This window comes from Gammaproteobacteria bacterium (genome assembly GCA_013697705.1).
GTDB lineage: Bacteria > Pseudomonadota > Gammaproteobacteria > UBA6002 > UBA6002 > UBA6002.
Window position 1 is genome coordinate 34,244 of record JACCWJ010000032.1, and the last position, 18,075, is coordinate 52,318.

Below are 18,075 nucleotides of genomic sequence, written 5' to 3' on the forward strand. Positions count from 1 at the left end.
TTTTGGTGGGGGCGTAGATACTATCACTATAGGGTAAATCCCAATATAGCTACCAAGCAATGCTATGTTATAATTTTCATCTTAATAAGACCGCGGATTTAAAAGGAGCACAAATGATCCACCAAGCCTCTTCATCACTAAAAGAACAAGGTTTCACTTTATTAGAGCTGATGGTGACCATTGCTATTATCGCAATTGTCGCAGCAATTGCTATTCCTTCTTATATTGATTATACAAAAAGGTCTCACTACAGCGAACTAATAAGCGCTACGGCACCTTATAAACTAGGGGTAGTGCATTGCTACAATATCAATGGATCCTTTAATAATTGTTCATCAGGTGATATGCCTAACAATGGAATACCTGCCGCCATTAATACACCCCCCAATAAAGCCAGCGCCATTAAAAAAATATATGTATCAAAGGGAGTTGTAGTTGCCGAACCCAATGCCGTTAATGGCCTGACTGCTGATCAAAAATATATTCTCACTCCAACCGCTTCAAACGGGGTTATTTCCTGGACAGCGTCTGGTAAAGGGGTAGATGATGGCATGGCAAAATAGTTAGCGATTTCGCTATTTTTAGACTCTAAAGATACCCACTCTCTTTTATACCAAAAAAATAGAATAAATTTAAATGAGACGTGAAAATATTGTATTGAATGGAATAGCATCTTACCTAGTTAAGATGGGCTATCTAACTGAACAAGTTATTCATTCCACTTTAATAGAGTCATTAAAGAAAAAAATACCCTTTATTGTCTACCTTGGGCAATGTAACTATTTAAGTTACCTCCAACTTGCAGAAGCCACTGCCAATTATTTTGGCTTGCCCCTCTTTGATTTAAATAGCTATGATCTTAACGTAATGCCAACGACCATTCTAAGTGCTCGCCACATTCATAAATATTTGGTGTTGCCACTTTTTGTTAGCGGAACGTATTTATTACTCGCTGTTTCAGATCCCACCGCATTCGATGTTAGCGAAATAAACTTTATTACGGGTATGGTAGCCATCATGTTGGTGGTCGAAACCGACAAACTAACCAAGATAATTGAGCAGATCTACAGTCATCAATTTCAACTTAAAAATAATGAGCTGGAAGAAAGCATTGCTTTACCCACGGCGGAAACACAATCACTTAATGATTTATCCGAAATCAATTATGACTCTTCCCCCTTAGTTAAATACCTCAATCACATTTTATTAGAAGCAATAGCCCAAAAAGCATCAGATATACATTTTGAAACCTATGAAAAATTTTATCGTATCCGATATCGTATTGATGGCATCTTGTATGAAGTGAGGCGTGAACACATTCATTTATCTCGCTTCTTAACAGCACGGTTAAAGGTTATGGCCAACCTAGATATTACTGAACGTCGCATTCCCCAAGATGGTCGATTCCAATTGTCACTTCCCAAAAATAGAATCATTTACTTTCGTTTAAATACCTGTCCCGCTCTTTATGGGGAAAAATCTGTAGTAAGAATACTCGAATCATCTCATGAAAGATTAAATGTCGAAGGCTTAGGAATGGACGCAAATCAAAAAGAGTTATTTCTCCAAGCGCTCTCTCATCCACAAGGGCTTATCCTTGTGACTGGCCCTACCGGTAGCGGCAAAACTATAACGCTCTATACCGCATTAGAAATGCTAAATAAAGAAGGTGTTAACATTTGTACCGTGGAAGATCCAATTGAAATGTATTTACAAGGAATAAATCAGGTCCAAGTAAATCCCAAAATCAATCTCACCTTTGCCGCTACTTTACGCGCTTTTTTACGTCAAGATCCTGACATCATTATGGTAGGAGAAGTTCGAGATCGTGAAACAGCAGAAGTCGCTATGAAGGCATCACAAACTGGTCATCTCGTTTTCACTACATTACATACTAATAGCGCGGTAGAAACCTTAACCCGCTTAGCCAGCATGGGCGTTGCACCTTTTAATATAGCGAGCTCAATCAAATTAATTATTGCACAACGTTTAGTGCGTCGTTTATGTCTGCAGTGTAAAGAGGTCATTAACATTTCTAGAGCCACCTCTGGGGTTTTGATGACTAACACAACGGGTAATGAAGTGATTTACACAGCAAGGGGCTGCAGAGAATGTAATCAGGGTTATAAAGGTCGTATCGGTATTTATGAATTGCTGCCAATATCGCAAAAAATGAGTGAATTAATTATTGCCGGCAAGGATTCTGTTCAATTAGCAGAGCAAGCTGGCAATGAAAATATTCTCAACCTAGCAGCCAGCGCCATGCAAACAATTAAGGCTGGGCATACGAGTATAGAAGAAGTAAATCGGGTTATTAATTTAAAAAACTAAATGGCAACTACTCACCCACAGTGATTAGTTGGCTAGGACGCTTCTAGGGGCGAGCAGCTACACTAAATGAAAACAAAACACGAAAATATTCATACTTATTCATGGAAAGGACTCAACGATTTGGGCCACCTTATTAAAGGTACGTCTATCGCCGCTAGTTTTAAGAATTTACAAACAGAACTTCGACTACGCAATGTAAAACTTATTAAAGCTCGCAAAAAGCTGCCATCGTTATTGAGACTCAATAAAACCATAAAGGCTAAAGAGATTGTTTTATTCAGCCAATATTTAAGTGATTTAATTGCTGCAAAAATCCCCCTTGTGCGCGCGTTAGAAATTATTGCCCAGGGCCATACTAACTTTTATTTCAAAACAATTCTTAGCAAGATAAAAGATAATATTTCAGCAGGTAACCTCTTGCATGTATCACTTTCTCTCCATCCTGATTACTTCAATCCACTGTTCATCAATTTAATCGCAGCAGGTGAAAAATCAGGCACTCTAGAAAGTATGCTTAAAATTCTGACGCTTTATCTGCAAAAAATTGCAACACTCAAAAATCGTATTATTAAAATGATGTACTACCCACTATTTGTCTCTATCACTGCGACAATAGTGACCACAGCATTATTAGTATTTATAGTCCCTCAGTTTGAAAATTTATTTAAATCTTTTGAGGCCGAATTGCCCTGGTTTACCCAGAGTATTATTTTGTTATCACGCACCATGGCACATAACGGTACATTAATTTTCCTAGCAGTCGCCGTTTGCATAGCCGGTCTTGTATTCTTATCGCATCACTCCCCAAAATTTAACCGCTGCGTCGATCTCTGGAGCCTAAAAATACCTATATTTGGCAAAATAGTACAAAAAGCGATTATCACCAGAACAATGATAACCTTGGCCACCACCCTATCGGCGGGAATGCCCCTGATTGAATGTTTGGAAATAACTGCCGCAGTAGCCAATAACCATTATTTCAAATGTGCATTCCTTGCATTACGGAGTGGCGTTACTTCAGGTCATAGTCTTTATAGCCTCTTTAATGCACAGAAAATATTTCCCACTATGGTTGGGCAAATGATTTTAGTAGGAGAAGAATCTGGCAATATTCAAGACATTCTCAAACGAATAGCCTTTCTTTATGAAGAAGACTTAGAAACATCTCTTAATGCGATGACTGCCCTTGCTGAACCACTGATTATGCTTTTTTTAGCGCTTATTATTGGCAGTTTTGTATTGGCACTCTATCTGCCAATTTTTCGACTTGGAACAATAGTGTAGGATTATAATGATAGATGATACGTTGATTAGACTTACCATTCCCTCTTGGGAACATCTAGCTGAAGTTTACATCCCCTTCTTAAAGGGGGGTGGTTTATATATCGAAACAATTGAGCAAGCATTTTACTTAGGACAAATAGTTCAAATAAACCTCAAACTACCGGATGAAATGACGACTTTACTAACCCAAGTCGCTCTTGTACCCGCAAAGAAAAATCCTCATCCAATTATAAAAGCGGTGGGCGTGGCACTTTGCGATGCTACCGTTAGTAACAAGCTGCAACGCTACTACGATAAGTTATCAAAGTGAGACTTTAGCACGTTGACCCAGATATAGTTTGGAGTAAACTAAGGCGCTATCAAACTTAAGCGCCTTAATAAAATATTCTCGGGCGCAGTTTTTATCTTTGATATGTAAAGCGCAAATGCCTGCATTTTCATAAGCAACACCCATATCCAGATAATTATCATCTTTAACTGCTAGATCAAATTGCTGCATGGCCACTTCATATTGTTTAATCCGACACAAAAAGGCCCCGAAATTATTATGTGCCGCTCCACCCAAAGGATTAAGTGAAATTGCTTTTTCATAATGGCTTCTTGCTGCAGCATAGTTTCCTACGACCTCATACCAATATGCGATTCCATACCACACCGCGGGTTCATAAACGTCCAGTTTTTTTGCGTACAAGAATTTTTGTTTCGCCTCTTTTGCGAAGCCTTGCTTTAAAAATGCAAATCCTAAATTAACATTCGCTTTTGCCGCAGAAGCATCATTATTGGGATCATTTAGGTCTAGCATTTTACACCCTGCCAAAAATAGCAACATCAAAACTAATACTATTATCCGGTAAAACATGCAGACTCCTCATTGTTTTGGCAAGCATAATCTGGATGTTTGCCGTTATCCATACAGGGAAATATCCTCAGTATTTTATCGCCACTTTGATACGGTATTTTATTAAAGCATGGCTTTGTTAGAATAATGAACTGTCCAGCCCATATGGATTGTTGCTAGCCTCTAAATAAGCGCTAAAAAGTGGCAGAATAGTTAACGTTAACTCTTGAGGAGAATCATGAAGTCCTATTTTATATTTGCTTGTGGGCTTTTATTGCCTGCCCTGGCGTATGGTCACATCTACGAATACAAAAATCAGCATGGCGGCACAGTATATTCCAATCACCCGCCTTTGATCTCTACAAAAACTACTGCCCATACCGCTCACAAATATACTCAGGTCAATACGTTTGTGACAAAACAAATACCTGCTTTACTACTTACGCAAAAAAATGATCAGCAACAGTAATCATGGTGTAATAAAGCAAAAACAGTATAAAAATTGATAGGTTTTTGTTCGTAATTTGGTTAAGCTAATTTAGAATACTGCTATTCCACATCAAACGAACCCTAGGTAACCTATGCAACCCATACTCAACATCGCTATTGCTGCCGCTCGAAATGCAAGTCGAGTCATTGTCCGGTCCATTGGCCGTCTAGACGCCCACCAAATTTCTGAAAAAGATAAAAATGATTTTGTCACTGAAGTCGACAAGGCTGCAGAAAAAGAAATTATTCAAACCCTTAAGAAGACCTACCCAGATCATAAGTTTATCGCGGAAGAAAGTGGTGTTCAGGAAGGCAATGAAGATTTTACTTGGATCATCGATCCGCTGGATGGAACAACCAATTTTATTCATGGTATTCCACATTTTGCGATTTCGATCGCTTTTCAATACAAAGGTAAAATGGAACACGGTGTGATTTATGATCCAATACGCAATGAATTATTTGTGGCCAGTCGTGGCGAAGGGGCACGCTTAAATGATCGACGCATAAGAGTCAGTAGTAATATCAAAATTGAAAGAAGTTTACTTGGAACAGGATTTCCCTTCAAAAACTTGCACCACATCCCTCTGTATATGAAAATTTTCGAACATATATTACCTCAAGTAAGCGGTATACGTCGCGCAGGTTCAGCGGCTTTAGATCTAGCTTATGTGGCGGCAGGACGCTTTGATGGGTTTTGGGAATTGGGATTACAACAATGGGACATGGCCGCGGGTGTATTGATGATTAAAGAAGCAGGCGGTCTAGTTTGCGATTTCTCAGGTGAAGAAAATTATTTATCGCAAGGCGATCTAATTGCAGGTAATCCCAAAGTCTTTAAAGGCTTACTACAAATGATTCACCCAATAGCCCAAACTTATCTTAAATAATCAGTTTTAATGAGAGATCAGGGATGATCATCAATAGGTCGAGCTTGCGGTAATAGATGCTTACGGTCTAAACCCATGGCCACAGCAAGCGAACCTGCCACGTAAATGGATGAATATGTTCCCACCACAATACCTATTATCAACGCTAACGAAAATCCTCTCAACATTTCTCCGCCAAAAATAAATAGCGAAATTACCACTAAGAGTGTTAGCCCTGAAGTCATGATGGTCCGTGATAGCGTTTGATTGATGGATAAATTCATAATATCAGTGGCAGATGCTTTACGTACCCGCCTGAAATTTTCACGGACGCGATCATATACGACGATAGTATCGTTAAGAGAATAGCCAATAATTGTTAATATTGCCGCTAATGCAATTAAATTAAATTCAATTCCAAAAAATGCAAAGACCCCTAAAATTAAAATTGGGTCATGAATTAATGCTACTGCTGCACTTATCGCAAAGCGATATTCAAAACGCAGCGCAATATAAAGCATGGTACCAAGTAAGGAGACCAAAATTGCAAGAACACCATTCGTAATTAAAGTTTTGCCCACCTGAGCACCAATATATTCAACCTGACGTAGCGTAGCTCCCGGCAACACCTTTAACATACGTGCTTTTATCTGTTCTTGATTTGCATTGGGCTGAGAAGAAATCCTGATTAAAACATCTTTAGATGTCCCATAGGCTTGCACAATAGCATCTTGAAATCCCGCGCCCGATAATTGCTCACGAATTAAATTTAGATCAGCTGCAGCCGGATAACTTACTTCAAGCTGCGTTCCGCCTGTAAAATCTAAACCCAGATTTAGACCATTGACGATGAGGGCGCCCAGAGAAAAGGCACACAATAATACTGAAAATATGGCCGCATAAACACGCTGACCCATAAAATCGATGTTGGTATTAGATTTGAAAAATTCCATTATTTAGCCCTGACTATTTAAATACCAATGGAAAGACGTTTAACTTGTTTTTTATTCATATAGAAAAAATTAACAAGGGAACGCGTAAAATAAATGGCTGTTACCATAGAAGTTGCCAAACCTATGGTTAAGGTTACTGCGAAACTTTTTACAGAACCACTACCCAGCGCAAACAGAACTACAGCCACAATTAACGTAGTGACGTTAGCGTCCACGATCGTTGAGAAAGCTCGCTCGTAGCCTGCCCTAATACTGGAAATGGGGCTCATTCCATTGCGCAATTCTTCACGAATTCTTTCATTAATTAGCACATTGGCATCCACAGACATACCTACCGTTAACACGATACCTGCTATACCAGGCAAGGTAAGTGTCCCGCCCAATAGTGAAAGAATAGCCACAATAAATACCACGTTTAAAAGTAACGCAAGATCGGCAAATAAACCAAAGAGCCGATAATAAAGTATCATAAATAAGAATACGAGCGACGTACCTACAACCAAGGATAAGATGCCTTTTTCAATATTAGCAGCGCCTAAGCTAGGGCCTACCGTTTGTTCTTGCGCAATATCCACGGGTGCAGTAAGTGCGCCTGAACGCAGTAGCAATGCCAAATTTTCAGCATATTTTTCACTAGATAGCCCTGTTATTTGAAAATTATTACCCAACGCACTTTGAATCGTTGCCACATTAATGACTTTTTCGACTTGGTGTCGCACTACCACCAGCTTGCCATTGATTAGTTTAGAATTTGATTTAGATTCGACATATACCACTGCCATTGGCTTGCCGACATTATCTGCTGTCACTCGATGGAAAAGACTTTCGCCGCCGCCGCCCAATCTAACTTGAACATTAGGACGACCATCTTCCCCAAAAGCAGAGGTAGCATAGGTAATTGAACTACCACTTAATATGACTTGATTCTTTAATAAAATAGGTCGGCCATCGTAGTCATATAACTTTGAACCCATTGGAGCGCTACCAGAAGCATCATGCTCAGTTTCTACCATTTGAAATTTCAAAGTAGCTGTTTTGCCTAAAAGATCTTTGGCTCGGGCAGTATCTTGTACGCCGGGCAAATCCACACTTACATGATCCCGACCTTGGCGTTGAACTACCGCTTCACTTACGCCCAACTCATTAACACGATTATTAAGAATCGTCATATTTTGATCCACTGCAAAATCAGTGATCTTTTTAATAGCGTCTTCGGTGAGCGTTGCTCTCAACACAAAACCATCTTCTTTTTTCTTCGTAATTAAATAATCAGAAAACTTTCGGGGTAATGATGAATAAGCTTCATTCAACGACTTTTCATCAGGAAATTGGATGTTTATAGCGAGCGTTGAATCAGGTAATGAATCAAGGTTAACAGAAGTATATCTAATATTGTCTTGTCTCAACTCATTAGTGAATGTATGAGTTTCACCTTCCAGACGTGTTTTAACTAAGGAATCTGCATCGACATGGACCAATAAGTGGACGCCTCCACGCAAATCTAATCCTAACTTCATCGGCTGAGCGCCAAACATTTGAAGTATTTTAGGTGTCCGGGGAGCAAGGTTAAGTGCAACGACATATTGCTCATTCAGGGTACCCTTAAGGATATCTCTCGCTTTTAATTGGGTATCCGGATTAGTAAATCGAATGAGTAAGTTATCACCTTCCTGTTTTATAGATTGGTAAGGCAAATGTCCTGTCTCTAGAATCTGTTTTACCTGGTTCGATAAGTCAGCAGGCAAAGCAGTCGTATTAGGAGAAGATATCTGCACCGCAGGATCATCACCAAATAAATTGGGTACCGAATAGATAATACCAAACACCAAAATGAGGGCGAAAGCCACATACTTCCAAATTGGATACTGTCTTTGCATGATTTTCCTTACTATTAACCTACTTTGTCTTTCGAGGTTGGCGTTACTCGATAGACTTTATTGTTCCTTTTGGAAGAACATTTGCAATAGATGATTTTTGGATGTTGATATCAACATTTTCTGCAATGGAAATGGTAACAAATTCGTCTGTCATTTTTGCAATCTTGCCAATAAGGCCACCTGCAGTGACGACTTCATCACCTTTAGATAATTCAGACATTAGCTTGCGATGCGCTTTTACACGTTTATTTTGAGGACGAATCATCAAAAAATAAGCGCCCACAAAAAATATAGCAATCATGGGAAGGAAGGAGGCTAAGCCACCATTTGCCCCAGCATTAGCGGAAGTCGCAGCCAATGCATCTGAAACACCTAAAAGATTTAAAAGAGTCATAGAATATTAATCTCCAATACACGCCACTTCCTGCTGGAAAGAGGCTAATTTACCTTGTTCGATCGCCCTCTGCAAATCAAACATTAACCTTTGATAATAACGCAAATTATGAATGGTGTTAAGCCTGGCCCCCAAAATCTCCCGACATTTGTCTAAATGGTGCAGGTAGGCACGCGTGTAATTTAGACACGTATAACAATCGCAATTAGCATCAAGAGGACCCAGATCAGCCTTATACTGTGTATTTCGAATGCGTACGACGCCAGTTGAGGTAAATAGGTGTCCATTGCGCGCATTACGAGTGGGTAAAACGCAATCGAACATATCCACCCCTCTTAATACTCCCTCAATTAAATCTTGAGGAGTTCCCACCCCCATTAAGTAACGAGGTTTGTTTTGAGGCATCTTTGGCATAAGATCATTCAAGACATGCAGCATTTCCGCCTTCGTCTCTCCAACCGACAGGCCTCCAATTGCATAACCATCAAAACCAATTCTTACCAATTCATCAATTGATTGACTTCTTAATTCGGGATAAACACCTCCCTGCACTATGCCAAACAAAGCTGAATTATTATCGTGGTGCGCTACCTTACTCCGTCTAGCCCACCGTAACGACATTTCCATGGAGCAGAGCGCCTCCTCATGAGTCGCGGGATAAGGGGTACATTCATCAAATACCATCACAATATCTGATCCGAGTAAACGCTGCACTTCCATAGATTTTTCCGGCGTTAACATGACTCTGTCGCCATTGACAGGGGATTGGAATGAAACACCCTCTTCCGTCAGCTTGCGTAATTTACATAAGCTAAATACTTGGAACCCACCAGAGTCAGTCAAAATAGGGCCTTTCCAGTGCATAAAATCATGCAAATCGCCATGAGCACTTATTATGTCTGTTCCTGGGCGCAACATTAAATGAAACGTATTTCCTAAAAGAATTTGTGCACCACTTGCAGACACCTCCTCAGGAGTCATTGCTTTTACGGTACCATAAGTCCCTACGGGCATAAATGCAGGTGTTTCCACGGTACCATTTTCAAACGTTAATCGACCACGTCTCGCACTACCCGCCTCTGCCAATACCTCAAATTTCATTTTCTTACTCACTTTGTTCTGAGCCTCGCTGATTTGCACTAACTATTATTCCTGATGAACATCGCATCACCATAACTGTAAAATCGGTAACCTGAACTTATGGCAGCTTGGTAAGTGGTCATGACCTCTTCGTAGCCTCCAAAAGCACATACCAACATCAGCAATGTTGACCTGGGTAAGTGAAAGTTAGTGATCAATGAATCGACACAGCGAAAATGATAACCGGGATAAATAAAAATATTGGTTTCGCCTGAGCAGGGCTCTAAATTGTCTTTACCCTGCATAGCGCTTTCTAATGCACGAACTGCTGTTGTCCCCACAGCAATAATTCTGCCATTTTTGGTTTTACACTCATTCACCAATTCACAGACATCAGGAGGAATTTCAAAAATTTCATGGTGCATTTTATGATCTTCAATCTGTTCAACCATTACCGGTTTGAACGTGCCCGCTCCTACATGCAAGGTGATAAAGCCAAACTTTATCCCTCTCTGTTGCAACTCATTCAGCAACAACTGATCAAAATGAAGTCCAGCAGTCGGGGCAGCCACCGCACCACTTTGCGCAGCGTAAACGGTTTGATAACGATCTTTATCAATTTCTTCAGCCTGTCGCTGTAAATAGCCAGGCAAGGGAATCGTGCCTACTTCACTCAGCAAATCCTGCAAGCACTGATCGGTATGAAACTGTAATTTAAATAAACTATCACTGCGCTCTAAAATAGTCACTTCAACTTCATTTTGTAATACAACAGTGCACGGTAGCTTCAAAGACTTATTTGCTTTTACATGTGCATAAGCCATTGCATTTTCCAAGATACGCTCGACGAGAATCTCCACCTTGCCCCCCGTCTTTTTTTGAGCATATAAACGTGCAGGTATGACCCGGGTATTGTTGAATATGAGTACGTCATCATCATTCAAAAGTGTAGGCAGCTCTGAAAAGATATGATGGTTAATCCCGCGATTCTGATTTAAACACAAGAGTCTACTTTCAGATCGATGATTCAGTGGATAACGCGCTATCAGTTCGTCAGGTAAAATAAAATTAAAATCACTCGTTTTCATAAACACCACTTTTTTACGGCAAAAAACTATACAATATGTGGGTATTGTTTACCAATATATCCCGCAGGAGATTACATGGAAATCACAGACTTGTTTATTAAGTAGCCTTTGTTATACTCACCCTTCCTTGCCGGGGTGGCGGAATTGGTAGACGCGCCAGACTCAAAATTTGGTGGTGGTAACGCCGTGTGGGTTCGAGTCCCACCCTCGGCACTCATTATTCAGCAGCCAGAAGTCCCCTCTACGAAACCTTGATTTCTCTACGCTGCATCAAGGCTACTATAATCGTAGCCTGGACGAGCGAAGCGAAATCCGGGATCACCCTCTCTCGCATAAATTACCATCTATCCAACCCATTCGCGGAGGAGGCCCCTTTTAATCTGCAACTCCTAAATGTTAAGAGGCAGCAATTAAATTGAAACGTTTGACACTTGCAAAGGGTTTAACCCAAGGTTTTAAAGCTAATTCAGTTTCTAATCGTTTCGCTTCCATCTTTGCTTCGGATTGGGTTTTGAATTGACCATAAATTAACACGAACCAATCTTTGTTTTTAAAGGTGGTTTTATATATTTTCGCTGCATTTCCCAGATGATGCTCTCTAACAAGTTTTGCAATTTGAACGCGATCAGAAGATCCTAATAACTGCACGGTATACCCTTCCCCTCCTGTTGGAGCCGCAGTTGCAATCTCTTCTTCAACCTCTTTCTTACGCATGTCAACCAAGGTCATATTTTGATTGCGAGCATCGGCAGTCGCTTGCTGAGCGGGACTATTTTTGCTTTCCGGTGCAGCGCTGTTTTCTTGTGCCGCCGTCTTATCTGGCATATTGGGTGTAACGGTTTGTTGTGGGGTAGAGGCAGGAGCTGATTTCTGCTGTGCCGTCATTAAAGCCAGAGCTTTAATCGCTTGAGGTTGTTTTTGAGCTGCGGATTTTCCAATCCATATTTTGGCCTGACCACTATCTTTAGGCGCGCCCCCCTTGCCATAATAATACATGTACCCCAGCGCATATTGCGCATCAGAATCGCCGCTTTCTGCAGCCATTTTAATTTGGTCAAATGAAAGAGTGGCCTTAGAAGTATTCATCGTCTTACTGGTATTCATATCGGCGGTGGTAGCCAATGCATTACCTACCGTAAAAAGACCAACAGCAAAACAAAGTATGGATAATTTAGATTTCATAAACAGCTCCTTTGCGAGATAAAACATTTTATTCTGTAAATTTTGGCTTGCAATAAGTTTCTTTAATAAAAAAAGCACTGACAATCCACGCAATAAAGAAACAAAGTGGAATAACGATTAACGCTATTCTGTAAGAATGCGCCGAATATACCTGCACATTGTTATACATACTTCCTTCCCAGTACTGACGTAATAAAATACCGACCAGGGGTTGAAAAAGGGCGCCACCAGCGACGACTGCCATATTATTAAATCCCATTGCTGCGGCGGTCACGCTGGGTTTATTATTATCTTTCACGATAGCAAAGGTGAGTATCTGGCCCGCCGTTGCAATGCCAAATCCAAATAATAGGACGAACATTAAACTTAAAGGTAAGTACGGTATATAGAGTATTAGAACGGTAGTGATTAAGCCTAATCCCGCGCAAGTTCCTAACAACGCCCCTCTAAGGCCTAAGCGATCTGACAACCACCCCAAAATAGGGCTGGCTATTCCCAGCCCTAGCCAAGTCATGGCTATTGCCGTTGCTGCAAGGGTATTGCTTATGTGGTACACCGTCATTAAATAAGGGACTCCCCACAACTCAGCAAAGGCAGTGATCGGCGCCCAGCTACAAAAAGCATATAAAGCCACCCACCATGTTTGAGAACTGCCCATTATATGTTGCAAGCTTTTAACTACCCCCTCGACGGGAGGCATCACTTTGTTTAGCGTAGTTTTAGGCTGATTACGAATAACTAACCAGATCAGCACGGTTAAAACGAAGCCGATTAAAGAAAGGAAAGTAATGGTTTGTCGCCACCCAAAGTGTGTGACCGCCGCAGCAAGAGGTACTTCACCCCCCATTGCGCCTACTGCAGCCAAGAGTTGGGCAACACCTACCAAGAAAGCAAAATACCGCACTGGAAACCAGCGTGCAGCTATTACGAGAACACTGATAAAGGCAAAGGAGGAACCCACCCCCATTAAAAAGCGCCCCGATGCTGCCAATGTTGCAGTAGTGGTAGTGCCAAAGAAAAAAGCCCCCAAGGAGCATACAAATACAGCTAAGGTTATAAGGATGCGGGCATTATAGCGATCGAACAAAAGGCCGGCAGGGATTTGCATAAATGTATAAGAGTAAAAATAAAAACTCGCCATAACTCCTAGGCCAGCTGCATCTAAACTCAGATCGCGCATCAATGAGTGGGTCATCACACTGGGTGAAGCTTGAAGTGCCATCTCATAAAAAAGAAATGCAGCCGCTAGCGCATAGACGAGATAGGCTCGCAAACTTGGGCGATTATTCAAGTCACTTATATCATTCATTAAGAAACAAACTTATTGGTAATTACTGCGGAAAGTTATGAACACGGGATGTTAGCATATAGAGGCCAACATGCAAAAGCGCACCTGCATTCTGCTGACGAAAAAGTGCCTACAAACCTTTTACGCCAGCATGTGCAAGAACTTGATCACGCTCTATCATATGCTAAAACGTGGTATTTAGGTTGTTGCTGAGCAAAGGATTGATGAATATCTTGGACTATATTTTGAAATACACCCAGTAACCCAATGAGCAGAAAACCTAGAAAAATGAACGTGATAATATTACTAATTGCACGCTTCATGTTGATCCTCCTTGATCAGTAGCTACATCCTGTAACCACATGAATTGTCTTAAAAGAATAAATACTCTAGCAAATTAATTTTAGGCAACAATACCAAAAAAGCCATTTTTCTGAGGACAAAATACCGCAAAAGATAGGGGGCTGAATAAAAAACTTATAATTCAATCAGTTATGAAAGAAATTATATTTTATACATCATGAACCTTTTATAAACGCTATTTCTCTGACAAAGAGAAGAGCAAATTTCTCACAGGGGAGGAAGGTTTATGCATACAAAAGCGGCTGTCTAAGAAGGCGGACTACCGCCAAATAGCCTCAGGATATCGTTAAAGGTGGCTAATACCATTAGCATAATAAGCAAAAATATGCCTACCTGAACGCTAATCATCTCAAACCGTAGCGATAGCGGGCGTCTGATAATAAATTCGATTAAAAAATTAAGCAGATGCCCTCCATCTAATCCGGGGATCGGAAGGACGTTGATGAAGGCTAACATAACGCTAATTAGAGCTAAAAATCCCAGAAACACACTCGCGCCTTGACGAAAAGCGTCGTCAGCCGTTTGGAAAATCGTGATGGGACCGCCCAAGCTACTTAAAGAAACCTGCCCCATAATCATTTTTTTAAGTACGACAAAATTAAATACTAGAAATTGCCAGGTCTCATTGGTGGCAACACCTAATGCAGGGAACGGAGGATATTTCCTAAGGGTAATCATATTGGCAGGAATACTAATGGGTGGCGGCTTGACTCCGATCGAACCCACATAGCGTAATCCTGCACTTTTTTTCTGAATTGTTATGCGTTTACTTTCGCTCTTATTATTCCGCGCATAAGTCACAGTAACTGTTTTACCTGGATTGGCATGAATCATCGCCACCAAATCATACCAATTTGCAATGCGCTGATTATTGAGGGTTAAAATTTTATCTTTCGGTAGCAAACCCGCCACCTGCGCTGGACTTTGCGGGGCAATAGTTCCAATTATTGCAGGAATTTCTGGGCGAAGTGGTTCGATTCCTAGGCTGGTTAAGGGCGCTGGATTTAACTGATTTACCACCCAGTTTTGCAAGTTCAAATTATAGTGAACGGGTAAATGCGTGAGCGCACTAATTGCTTCAATATCCATTGAATCCTTTTCCCCAAGCCGTTCCACGACGCGCATCACCACCTGCTGCATAGTTAAAGTAGGTGTTCCGTCGACTTTGATTATTTCATCGCCTGGTTGCAGGCCCGCACGCGCAGCAATTGAATTAGGCTGGACGCTGCCCACAACAGGCCGAAGCGATTCAATGCCCACCATAAACATCAGCCAAAAGGCTAAAATGGCAAATAACAGGTTGGTCATGGGACCCGCTAGAACTACTAGCGTCCTTGCCCATAGAGGTTGACGATTAAACGCTAAATGTTTTTCAGCCTCCGGAACCGCGACTTCTCTTTCATCTAATAATTTGACATAGCCTCCCAAGGGAATGAAGGCAATGACATATTCCGTCCCTTTTTTATCGTGGAACTTAAAGATGGCTTTACCGAAACCGACAGAAAAGCGTAGGACTTTCATTCCAAGTAGTTTTGCAACTACAAAATGTCCCGCCTCATGGATGGAAACCAGCACCAGCACTGTGATGATAAAAGCGAGAATTTGGGTGAAGACATCCATATGATTGGCCTTTGTTGATCCTTCTTTAAATTGTATACTCTTCTTAAGTGATTAAATACCCTAGTAAGAGAGTAACATGACTGTTAGAACACGTTTCGCGCCCAGTCCCACGGGCTATTTGCATATTGGTGGAGCGAGAACCGCTCTTTTTTCTTGGTTGTACGCCAAAAATCACCAGGGTGATTTTATTCTGCGAATAGAAGATACCGATCGCGAGCGTTCTACGGAGCAAGCGGTTGTGGCAATATTAGAAGGGATGGAGTGGCTAGGGCTAGATTATAATGAGGGACCTTTCTATCAAACAAAGCGTATGGATAGGTATCAGGAAATCATTGACCAGCTGTTAAAAGAAAATAAAGCGTATCGTTGCTATTGCTCAAAAGAAAGATTAGAGCAACTGAGAGAAGAACAAACTTCCAAAAAAGAAAAACCTAGGTATGACGCATTCTGCCGCAATCTTCAACCTACCGAATCTAATCAACCTTTTGTAATACGTTTTCGTAATCCAGAATCAGGGACAGTCACCTTTGATGATCAAGTACGCGGCTGCATTTCGGTGCAAAATTCAGAGCTGGATGACTTAATCATTGCGCGCACCGATGGCATGCCCACTTATAATTTTTCGGTCGTCATTGATGACTTAGACATGAAGATCACCCACGTGATTCGAGGCGATGATCATATCAACAATACCCCAAGACAAATAAACATTTTCAATGCTCTTGGCGCCACGCCACCTCTTTATGCGCACGTTCCCATGATTTTAGGAGCAGATGGGAAAAGGCTTTCCAAGCGTCATGGCGCTGTGAGCGTATTACAATATCGAGACGAGGGCTATCTACCGGAAGCCTTATTAAATTACTTGGTGCGATTAGGATGGTCTCATGGGGATCAAGAAATTTTCACTAAAGCAGAAATGATTGAGCTGTTTACGTTAGACACTATCAGTCGCTCAGCGGCTACTTTCAATCCAGAAAAATTAATTTGGCTGAACCAACACTATATAAAAACATCTTCCCCCGACTATATTGCAACTGAATTAGCGTGGCACTTTAATCGGTTGGACATCAACACGGCCCATGGCCCAAAATTGGTAGATGTTGTAGTAGCTCAACGGGAACGGGTTAAAACCCTAGTAGAAATGGTCGAACGCAGCCGATTCTTTTTTGAAGACAATTTAGAATATGATCAAGTCGCGATAAAAAAAGAATTAAATCCTGACTCTGGCGTGATATATGAAGCCTTACTTGATGCGTTATCGTGCATTCAAACGTGGGATAAAGAAAATTTACATGCAGCTATTGTTGAGGTGGCAGAATCCAGTGGCTTAAAAATGGGCAAAGTTGCTCAGCCGCTCAGAATTGCAGTGACCGGGGGTACACAATCACCCTCTATCGATCTCACATTGCAATTATTAGGTAAGGAGAAAACGTTAAAACGTTTGCGCGATTTTCTGACAAAATTGTCTAACGACGAACACAGTCCCAGCCCACAGGAGCCAGCCAACAACCAAACTTAGCGCTGGGTCTTTTGTATAAAATAACAGCATTTTTATTATAATAGGCGTTGTAATAACCTCCGGGAATTGCCGCAGGGTACTCGACACTTTTATACGAAGAACATCCCGCTAAGCCATACAATACACCTGCCATTAATGCAATTCTGATGTTTTGCATGAGCCTCTCCCTATCCTTGAAAAAACCCTATTGTAATGAAGGTGGTACTGTTAGTCACGTTTGGCATGCCGCAACTTTCGCAACCGAGCCCTCATAAAGGTATCTGACCTTACCTGAGACCCTATGTCTGGTTTTTGGAGGGATCAACTTGACAGCTTAGAAGTACAGACCTAGAATCGCTGCTCTCGGGGCTATAGCTCAGCTGGGAGAGCACTTGCATGGCATGCAAGGGGTCGGCGGTTCGATCCCGCCTAGCTCCATTTTAAATGATGAAAATAGTAGCCAGACACATACAAAAACGATAGAATGCAACGCTCTTAAATATGTCCCCATCGTCTAGAGGCCTAGGACATCGCCCTTTCACGGCGGTAACAGGGGTTCGAATCCCCTTGGGGACGCCAGTCTTAAAATTTTCTTACCCAATGTAGCCTGGATGAAGCAAAGCGAAATCCGGGTTTCCAGTCACGCTAAAACACCCATAGTCCGCGACATATCCAGCCTTGTTGCAATATTCTATAGCCATCTGCGATCTCAAATCAGCATTACGGCAAATTTATGCCCTACCGCTTAATTCCTCAAGCGCCCAGTATGCAGTTCTACTTGCCGTCATCCCGAGACGACGTGGAAGGGCGGATCGCAAAAGCGAAAACCCAAGGCAACCGCATCAAACTGAATTTCCCTGGATTTCGCTACGCTACATCCAGGCTACTTTGAGGGTGTTGTAGCCTGGATGTAGCGTAGCG

At 41.4% G+C, this 18,075-nt stretch carries 18 protein-coding genes and 3 tRNA genes; 10 read left to right on the plus strand and 11 right to left on the minus strand.

Annotated elements, in window-relative coordinates; all coding sequences use genetic code 11:
- Positions 1 to 113 precede the first annotated feature (113 nt).
- The 4 genes from H0U71_07680 to H0U71_07695 all read left to right on the plus strand — a co-directional run bounded on the left by H0U71_07680 (position 114) and on the right by H0U71_07695 (position 3,925).
- A complete protein-coding gene (locus H0U71_07680) occupies positions 114 to 563 on the plus strand; it encodes a prepilin-type N-terminal cleavage/methylation domain-containing protein (protein MBA2654925.1) in 450 nt (149 codons plus the stop codon).
- A 73-nt stretch (positions 564 to 636) separates the two neighbouring features.
- Positions 637 to 2,331 carry a Flp pilus assembly complex ATPase component TadA gene (tadA, locus tag H0U71_07685; GenBank protein MBA2654926.1) on the plus strand — a complete coding sequence of 565 codons (1,695 nt, stop codon included), beginning with the start codon at positions 637 to 639 and terminating at the stop codon, positions 2,329 to 2,331.
- Between the two features lie 66 nt (positions 2,332 to 2,397).
- The gene (locus H0U71_07690) at positions 2,398 to 3,615 is read left to right on the plus strand and encodes a type II secretion system F family protein (protein ID MBA2654927.1); all 1,218 of its coding nucleotides are present in this window, start codon (positions 2,398 to 2,400) and stop codon (positions 3,613 to 3,615) included.
- 7 nt (positions 3,616 to 3,622) lie between these two features.
- On the plus strand, positions 3,623 to 3,925 hold the full coding sequence (locus tag H0U71_07695; protein MBA2654928.1) for a hypothetical protein: 303 nt from the start codon (positions 3,623 to 3,625) through the stop codon (positions 3,923 to 3,925).
- Here H0U71_07695 and H0U71_07700 read toward each other — a convergent pair.
- Positions 3,917 to 4,474 (minus strand): tetratricopeptide repeat protein, encoded by a 558-nt coding sequence (locus tag H0U71_07700; GenBank protein ID MBA2654929.1) that lies wholly within the window; start codon positions 4,472 to 4,474, stop codon positions 3,917 to 3,919. The genes H0U71_07695 and H0U71_07700 overlap by 9 nt on opposite strands.
- 217 nt (positions 4,475 to 4,691) lie before the next feature.
- Here H0U71_07700 and H0U71_07705 point away from each other — a divergent pair, with 217 nt between their 5' ends.
- On the plus strand, positions 4,692 to 4,922 hold the full coding sequence (locus H0U71_07705) for a hypothetical protein (GenBank protein MBA2654930.1): 231 nt from the start codon (positions 4,692 to 4,694) through the stop codon (positions 4,920 to 4,922).
- Between the two features lie 112 nt (positions 4,923 to 5,034).
- Positions 5,035 to 5,832 (plus strand): inositol monophosphatase, encoded by a 798-nt coding sequence (locus H0U71_07710; GenBank protein ID MBA2654931.1) that lies wholly within the window; start codon positions 5,035 to 5,037, stop codon positions 5,830 to 5,832.
- Between the two features lie 17 nt (positions 5,833 to 5,849).
- On the opposite strand, the gene secF is transcribed toward H0U71_07710, so the two are convergent.
- The 5 genes from secF to queA are packed head-to-tail and all read right to left on the minus strand — an operon-like array spanning position 5,850 to position 11,203.
- Positions 5,850 to 6,764 (minus strand): protein translocase subunit SecF, encoded by a 915-nt coding sequence (gene secF / locus H0U71_07715; protein MBA2654932.1) that lies wholly within the window; start codon positions 6,762 to 6,764, stop codon positions 5,850 to 5,852.
- A 17-nt stretch (positions 6,765 to 6,781) separates the two neighbouring features.
- Positions 6,782 to 8,641 carry a protein translocase subunit SecD gene (gene secD, locus H0U71_07720; protein ID MBA2654933.1) on the minus strand — a complete coding sequence of 620 codons (1,860 nt, stop codon included), beginning with the start codon at positions 8,639 to 8,641 and terminating at the stop codon, positions 6,782 to 6,784.
- 43 nt (positions 8,642 to 8,684) lie between these two features.
- Positions 8,685 to 9,035, minus strand: coding sequence for a preprotein translocase subunit YajC (yajC, locus tag H0U71_07725; protein ID MBA2654934.1), 351 nt, complete (start codon positions 9,033 to 9,035; stop codon positions 8,685 to 8,687).
- 6 nt (positions 9,036 to 9,041) lie between these two features.
- Positions 9,042 to 10,136, minus strand: a complete 1,095-nt coding sequence (gene tgt / locus H0U71_07730; protein MBA2654935.1) for a tRNA guanosine(34) transglycosylase Tgt — start codon at positions 10,134 to 10,136, stop codon at positions 9,042 to 9,044.
- A 38-nt stretch (positions 10,137 to 10,174) separates the two neighbouring features.
- Complete coding sequence (gene queA / locus H0U71_07735; protein ID MBA2654936.1) at positions 10,175 to 11,203, minus strand: tRNA preQ1(34) S-adenosylmethionine ribosyltransferase-isomerase QueA; 1,029 nt, start codon at positions 11,201 to 11,203, stop codon at positions 10,175 to 10,177.
- A gap of 129 nt (positions 11,204 to 11,332) precedes the next feature.
- Between queA and H0U71_07740 the strand changes: the two genes are divergently transcribed.
- Positions 11,333 to 11,416 (plus strand) — tRNA-Leu (locus tag H0U71_07740).
- A 183-nt stretch (positions 11,417 to 11,599) separates the two neighbouring features.
- Here the strand turns inward: H0U71_07740 and H0U71_07745 are convergent.
- The 4 genes from H0U71_07745 to rseP all read right to left on the minus strand — a co-directional run bounded on the left by H0U71_07745 (position 11,600) and on the right by rseP (position 15,656).
- Positions 11,600 to 12,385: an SPOR domain-containing protein gene (locus tag H0U71_07745; GenBank protein ID MBA2654937.1), complete on the minus strand. Its 786-nt coding sequence runs from the start codon at positions 12,383 to 12,385 to the stop codon at positions 11,600 to 11,602.
- 28 nt (positions 12,386 to 12,413) lie between these two features.
- Entirely contained in the window at positions 12,414 to 13,694 is a 1,281-nt protein-coding gene (locus H0U71_07750; protein ID MBA2654938.1) for an MFS transporter, read from the minus strand.
- Between the two features lie 146 nt (positions 13,695 to 13,840).
- Positions 13,841 to 13,996, minus strand: coding sequence for a hypothetical protein (locus tag H0U71_07755; GenBank protein ID MBA2654939.1), 156 nt, complete (start codon positions 13,994 to 13,996; stop codon positions 13,841 to 13,843).
- A 286-nt stretch (positions 13,997 to 14,282) separates the two neighbouring features.
- Positions 14,283 to 15,656 (minus strand): RIP metalloprotease RseP, encoded by a 1,374-nt coding sequence (gene rseP / locus H0U71_07760; GenBank protein MBA2654940.1) that lies wholly within the window; start codon positions 15,654 to 15,656, stop codon positions 14,283 to 14,285.
- Between the two features lie 76 nt (positions 15,657 to 15,732).
- On the opposite strand from rseP, the gene gltX reads away from it, so the two are divergent.
- Positions 15,733 to 17,175 (plus strand): glutamate--tRNA ligase, encoded by a 1,443-nt coding sequence (gltX, locus tag H0U71_07765; protein ID MBA2654941.1) that lies wholly within the window; start codon positions 15,733 to 15,735, stop codon positions 17,173 to 17,175.
- Here the strand turns inward: gltX and H0U71_07770 are convergent.
- On the minus strand, positions 17,123 to 17,332 hold the full coding sequence (locus tag H0U71_07770; GenBank protein ID MBA2654942.1) for a hypothetical protein: 210 nt from the start codon (positions 17,330 to 17,332) through the stop codon (positions 17,123 to 17,125). The two genes, gltX and H0U71_07770, sit on opposite strands and share 53 nt — an antisense overlap.
- 187 nt (positions 17,333 to 17,519) lie before the next feature.
- Here H0U71_07770 and H0U71_07775 point away from each other — a divergent pair.
- Both H0U71_07775 and H0U71_07780 read left to right on the plus strand, forming a co-directional pair.
- Positions 17,520 to 17,592: transfer RNA gene (locus H0U71_07775), tRNA-Ala, on the plus strand.
- 65 nt (positions 17,593 to 17,657) lie between these two features.
- A tRNA-Glu gene (locus H0U71_07780) sits at positions 17,658 to 17,733 on the plus strand.
- The last annotated feature ends 342 nt before the right edge of the window (positions 17,734 to 18,075 follow it).

What these genes read in the sequence shown, in the direction of transcription:
- H0U71_07680 (MBA2654925.1), top strand. Translation starts at nt 114, where the DNA reads ATGATCCACCAAGCCTCTTCATCACTAAAAGAACAAGGTTTCACTTTA.
- rseP (MBA2654940.1), bottom strand. Translation starts at nt 15,656, where the DNA reads ATGGATGTCTTCACCCAAATTCTCGCTTTTATCATCACAGTGCTGGTG.
- H0U71_07750 (MBA2654938.1), bottom strand. Translation starts at nt 13,694, where the DNA reads ATGAATGATATAAGTGACTTGAATAATCGCCCAAGTTTGCGAGCCTAT.
- H0U71_07770 (MBA2654942.1), bottom strand. Translation starts at nt 17,332, where the DNA reads ATGCAAAACATCAGAATTGCATTAATGGCAGGTGTATTGTATGGCTTA.
- H0U71_07705 (MBA2654930.1), top strand. Translation starts at nt 4,692, where the DNA reads ATGAAGTCCTATTTTATATTTGCTTGTGGGCTTTTATTGCCTGCCCTG.
- H0U71_07695 (MBA2654928.1), top strand. Translation starts at nt 3,623, where the DNA reads ATGATAGATGATACGTTGATTAGACTTACCATTCCCTCTTGGGAACAT.
- queA (MBA2654936.1), bottom strand. Translation starts at nt 11,203, where the DNA reads ATGAAAACGAGTGATTTTAATTTTATTTTACCTGACGAACTGATAGCG.
- H0U71_07710 (MBA2654931.1), top strand. Translation starts at nt 5,035, where the DNA reads ATGCAACCCATACTCAACATCGCTATTGCTGCCGCTCGAAATGCAAGT.
- H0U71_07745 (MBA2654937.1), bottom strand. Translation starts at nt 12,385, where the DNA reads ATGAAATCTAAATTATCCATACTTTGTTTTGCTGTTGGTCTTTTTACG.
- tadA (MBA2654926.1), top strand. Translation starts at nt 637, where the DNA reads ATGAGACGTGAAAATATTGTATTGAATGGAATAGCATCTTACCTAGTT.
- tgt (MBA2654935.1), bottom strand. Translation starts at nt 10,136, where the DNA reads ATGAAATTTGAGGTATTGGCAGAGGCGGGTAGTGCGAGACGTGGTCGA.
- yajC (MBA2654934.1), bottom strand. Translation starts at nt 9,035, where the DNA reads ATGACTCTTTTAAATCTTTTAGGTGTTTCAGATGCATTGGCTGCGACT.
- H0U71_07700 (MBA2654929.1), bottom strand. Translation starts at nt 4,474, where the DNA reads ATGTTTTACCGGATAATAGTATTAGTTTTGATGTTGCTATTTTTGGCA.
- H0U71_07690 (MBA2654927.1), top strand. Translation starts at nt 2,398, where the DNA reads ATGAAAACAAAACACGAAAATATTCATACTTATTCATGGAAAGGACTC.
- H0U71_07755 (MBA2654939.1), bottom strand. Translation starts at nt 13,996, where the DNA reads ATGAAGCGTGCAATTAGTAATATTATCACGTTCATTTTTCTAGGTTTT.
- gltX (MBA2654941.1), top strand. Translation starts at nt 15,733, where the DNA reads ATGACTGTTAGAACACGTTTCGCGCCCAGTCCCACGGGCTATTTGCAT.
- secF (MBA2654932.1), bottom strand. Translation starts at nt 6,764, where the DNA reads ATGGAATTTTTCAAATCTAATACCAACATCGATTTTATGGGTCAGCGT.
- secD (MBA2654933.1), bottom strand. Translation starts at nt 8,641, where the DNA reads ATGCAAAGACAGTATCCAATTTGGAAGTATGTGGCTTTCGCCCTCATT.